The organism is Nitrosopumilus sp. S6, assembly GCF_054515815.1.
Genome location: NZ_JBTNRI010000021.1, coordinates 1 through 3,679, shown reverse-complemented (window position 1 = coordinate 3,679; position 3,679 = coordinate 1). Strand labels below are relative to the sequence as shown.

Annotated in this window: 4 protein-coding genes and 1 pseudogene; 2 read left to right on the top strand and 3 right to left on the bottom strand. The window is 32.9% G+C overall.

All coding sequences use genetic code 11. From position 1 onward, the window contains the following. A partial coding sequence (locus ACX12B_RS09630) for a fibrillarin-like rRNA/tRNA 2'-O-methyltransferase (RefSeq protein WP_459353793.1) occupies positions 1 to 745 on the top strand: 745 nt, incomplete at its 5' end. On the opposite strand, the gene rnhB is transcribed toward ACX12B_RS09630, so the two are convergent. Next, positions 742 to 1,359: a ribonuclease HII gene (rnhB, locus tag ACX12B_RS09625; RefSeq protein ID WP_459353792.1), complete on the bottom strand. Its 618-nt coding sequence runs from the start codon at positions 1,357 to 1,359 to the stop codon at positions 742 to 744. The two genes, ACX12B_RS09630 and rnhB, sit on opposite strands and share 4 nt — an antisense overlap. 60 nt (positions 1,360 to 1,419) lie before the next feature. Between rnhB and ACX12B_RS09620 the strand changes: the two genes are divergently transcribed. Then, positions 1,420 to 2,568: a tRNA (guanine-N1)-methyltransferase gene (locus tag ACX12B_RS09620; RefSeq protein ID WP_459353791.1), complete on the top strand. Its 1,149-nt coding sequence runs from the start codon at positions 1,420 to 1,422 to the stop codon at positions 2,566 to 2,568. On the opposite strand, the gene ACX12B_RS09615 is transcribed toward ACX12B_RS09620, so the two are convergent. Then, positions 2,558 to 3,151: an RlmE family RNA methyltransferase gene (locus tag ACX12B_RS09615; RefSeq protein WP_459353790.1), complete on the bottom strand. Its 594-nt coding sequence runs from the start codon at positions 3,149 to 3,151 to the stop codon at positions 2,558 to 2,560. The genes ACX12B_RS09620 and ACX12B_RS09615 overlap by 11 nt on opposite strands. Further along, positions 3,148 to 3,679 (bottom strand): annotated as a pseudogene (locus tag ACX12B_RS09610) (transcriptional regulator); the annotation flags it as partial. The pseudogene ACX12B_RS09610 and the gene ACX12B_RS09615, both read right to left, overlap by 4 nt.

The following is a 3,679-nucleotide window of genomic DNA, read 5'->3' as shown; positions in this document are numbered from 1 at the left end:
CGTAGAGATGACAGAGGTGGACGTAGAGATGACAGACCAAGTTCAAATAAAAATAAAAAGAGAAAACAGTTTGGAAGAAGATAATCCATCATTTTTCTGGATAAAATCTGAAGGCCAGCAAAAATTAGCTACTGAAAATTTAGTTCCAGGTAATCAAGTGTATAAAGAAAAACTGATCATCAAAAAAGGAATAGAATACAGGTTATGGGATCCATTTAGAAGCAAATTAGCAGCTGCAATAATGAATGAGTTAGAAGATTTTCCTTTTGAAAATAAAACCAAAGTGTTGTATTTAGGAGCATCAACTGGAACAACTGTAAGTCATATTTCAGATATTGTAGGTCCAAGTGGGATTGTGTTTGCTGTAGAACATGCAAGTAGAGTTGCAAGAGATTTTTTGGATAGAGTCGCATCATACAGAAAAAACATTATGCCAATTCTTCAAGATGCACGAAGACCAAAAGAGTATTTTTCAGTATTTGGAAAAGTGGATGTAGTCTATGTAGATATTGCACAACCTGATCAAACAGAAATTGCCATAGATAATTGTGAAATGTTTCTAAAGAAAGGTGGATACTTCTTTCTAGTAATTAAAACAAGAAGTATTGATGTAACAAAATCACCAAAAAAGATTGTAGAAGAAGAGACACAAAAACTACAATCAAAATTCGAAGTATTACAATCAATTGATTTGCATCCATATGACAAAGACCATGCAATAGTTATTGCAAAGTTTAGAGGCTAGTCATTCAATATTTTCTGTACAGGTTTCCAACTTTTTCGCACAAAGGTAGGCAGAGAATGATTGGATTTGTAATATTTAGTCACAAATTTCACGGTCTTTGAATCAGATGGATACCCACTACCTAAATCATGATTTTTTCTCAATTTCTCAATGGCTCTATCACGCGTAACTTTGGCAAGAATCGAGGCTGCAGATACAACAACAAATCTACTGTCTGCATGATGATAAGATTTGATTTTATGATTATCAGATAATTTTGAAATTTCTTTGCCAAATCTTGTAGGGTTTACATCACATGAATCAACATATGATGTATCAGGATCTAATTTTGATACAACTTTTGCCATATATTTTGCTTCTAGATCATTTAAACCATGTTTCTTTACACTTGCATCAATAGATCTTGGAGGAATTTTTGTAATATAATAATCATCAACTAATTCAATAATTTTTTTGTAAAGCAATTCTCGATTTTTTGGAGAAAGTTTCTTTGAGTCTTTAACTCCCAATGAAGAAAGTTTTCGTAGTTTTCTTTTATCAATGGAAATTCCAGAAATAACTAATGGTCCAAGCATAGAACCACGTCCTGCATCATCTATTCCACAAATCTGCACGAATTCTGTCTCAAAGCACAAGTATTAAACCGTTATAGACTTTGAAAAAATAGAAGAATATTGGAAATTCCAAATGAGTCTCTTCAAGAAATTATTGAAGGAAAAACAAAGTTGTTAGTTCCAAAAGGATCAATTACAGAAAAAGTTCCACCAAAAGAACCAGCGTTTTTTAATCCAAAAGCAAAACTAAACAGAGATTTTTCAATTATTGCATATGCAGCATTTTTAAAAAATTTTCAAGGCCCAAAAATTTTCTTGGAAGGATTATCAGGTATTGGTGCTAGAGGATTACGTGTTGCAAATGAATTAGAAATTGATAATTTAGTGATTAATGATCTAAATCCAACTGCATTAAAGATGGCAGAATATTCTGCCAATCTTAATGAAATTAAAAATGTAGAATTTGTTGAAAAAGAAGTATGTAGATTTTTGAGTGATTATTCAAAAAAAGGAGAAAGAGGTTCAATGGTGGATATTGATCCATTTGGCTCTCCAGCAGCATTTTTTGATTGTGGGATCAGGGCCACCATGCATGGTGGAGTATTATCAACTGCAGCCACAGATTTACAGGTACTAAATGGGCTCTTTCAAAGCGCCTGTAAGAGAAAATATGGCGGAATTCCAATTAGGGCAGAATATGGAAATGAGATGGCAATCAGATTGGTGCTTGGATGCCTAAGAATGGTGGCAGCAAGATTAGGAGTTGAGGTTGAACCAATGTTTGTTGAAAGTGACATGCATTACTATAGAACATATGTCAAAGTCAGAAACAGACCTGACCAAGAAGAAAATATTGGATATATTTTGCATTGTAAAAATTGTGAAAATAGAGAAGTATCATTAGAACAAAAACAAGAATGTGAATTATGTAAATCAAAAATTGGTATTGCAGGCCCATTATGGATTGGAAAAATTTTTGACAAAGAATTTGTTAAAAATATGTTAAATCAGATTCCAAATTTACAAGTCGATAAAGTTTGTGAAAAAACATTAAACAAATGTCTGTTAGAATCAGAAATGCCAGCAACATATTATACATTAGATGAAGTTGCAAAAAAAATGAGATCATCACCTCCAAAACTAGAAGAGGTCATAGAGAAATTACAAAAAAACAATTTTGTTGCCAGTGTAACATCATTTAATCCAACAGGATTTCGAACAGATGCAAAAATCAATCAAGTGATAGAAATTTTTGAATCTATCCAATAAATCCCAAGCAGACATAGTATAATTCACTACTTTGTTTTCTGCTTGCTTTAGGTTTTGTTAGGTTAATTCTGGCAAATTTTTTCTTGATGTAATCTCTAAATTCCATAGAATATTCACCATCAAAAACTTTGAAGACAGCGTTACCTTTGTGTGCCAATACTTTATCCATAATTTTAGTACAATCATAATTAAGAGAAATTTGCTTTGCATGATCAACAGACCAATTTCCACTAACTTTTGGAGAAAGATCACAGATTACAGCATTAACTTTACGCTCAAAGTAAGACATTACTTCATCAACTGTATTCTCATCTTCAATATCACCTCTAAGAATATGAGCACCAGGAATTTCCTCCACATATGACAAATCAACACCCATAACTTTCCCTTGATTTCCTGCCAGTTTTACAGCCATTTGGGTCCACCCACCAGGAGCACAACCAAGATCAAGAACATAAAAACCAGGACCAATAATACGATAAGACTGGTTGAGTTCTTTGAGTTTGTATGCAGCTCTGCTTCGAAAACCTTGCTCATGTGCTAATTTTCGATAGTGATCTTTTCGTGCATCTAATAATTTCATTTGGCCTTCGCAGGTTTTTTCATTTCAGCAATTACCCAATCTTCAATGAACTGACAATTCCTAGGACTTATTTCACCTTCAAGTGAGCATTTCTGTTCAACAGGACAGACCAAGCAGGGTGAATTTTCAATAGATTGGGTACTGATAGGAGTTTTCTTTAAAATTAATTTGTAAGTCCAACGATTCTTTTCAAGCATTTTTTCTCTAGTAATAAAACCAATTCTTTCAAGCTTTAAGGATAATCTGGAACCATCACGACTTGAAAGTTTGAGTTTCTTCCACAGTTCACTTTGAAACATTCCTTCTGATTCACGTTCAGCTAAAATATCACAAACTTTGTTTGTGAGTCTTTCCATGTCTACTTTTTCAATTTGGAAATTTTCGATTTCTTCATCAGATAATTGTTCTTCTAATTCTTCCTCAGGGGTTAATTCTTCTATTCTTTTTTGTTCTTCTAATTCTTTTTTAGTTAATTTTTTAGGTTTTGCAGGTTTTGCTTCTGCTTTCTTTGCTGTTTTCTTTGCAGGT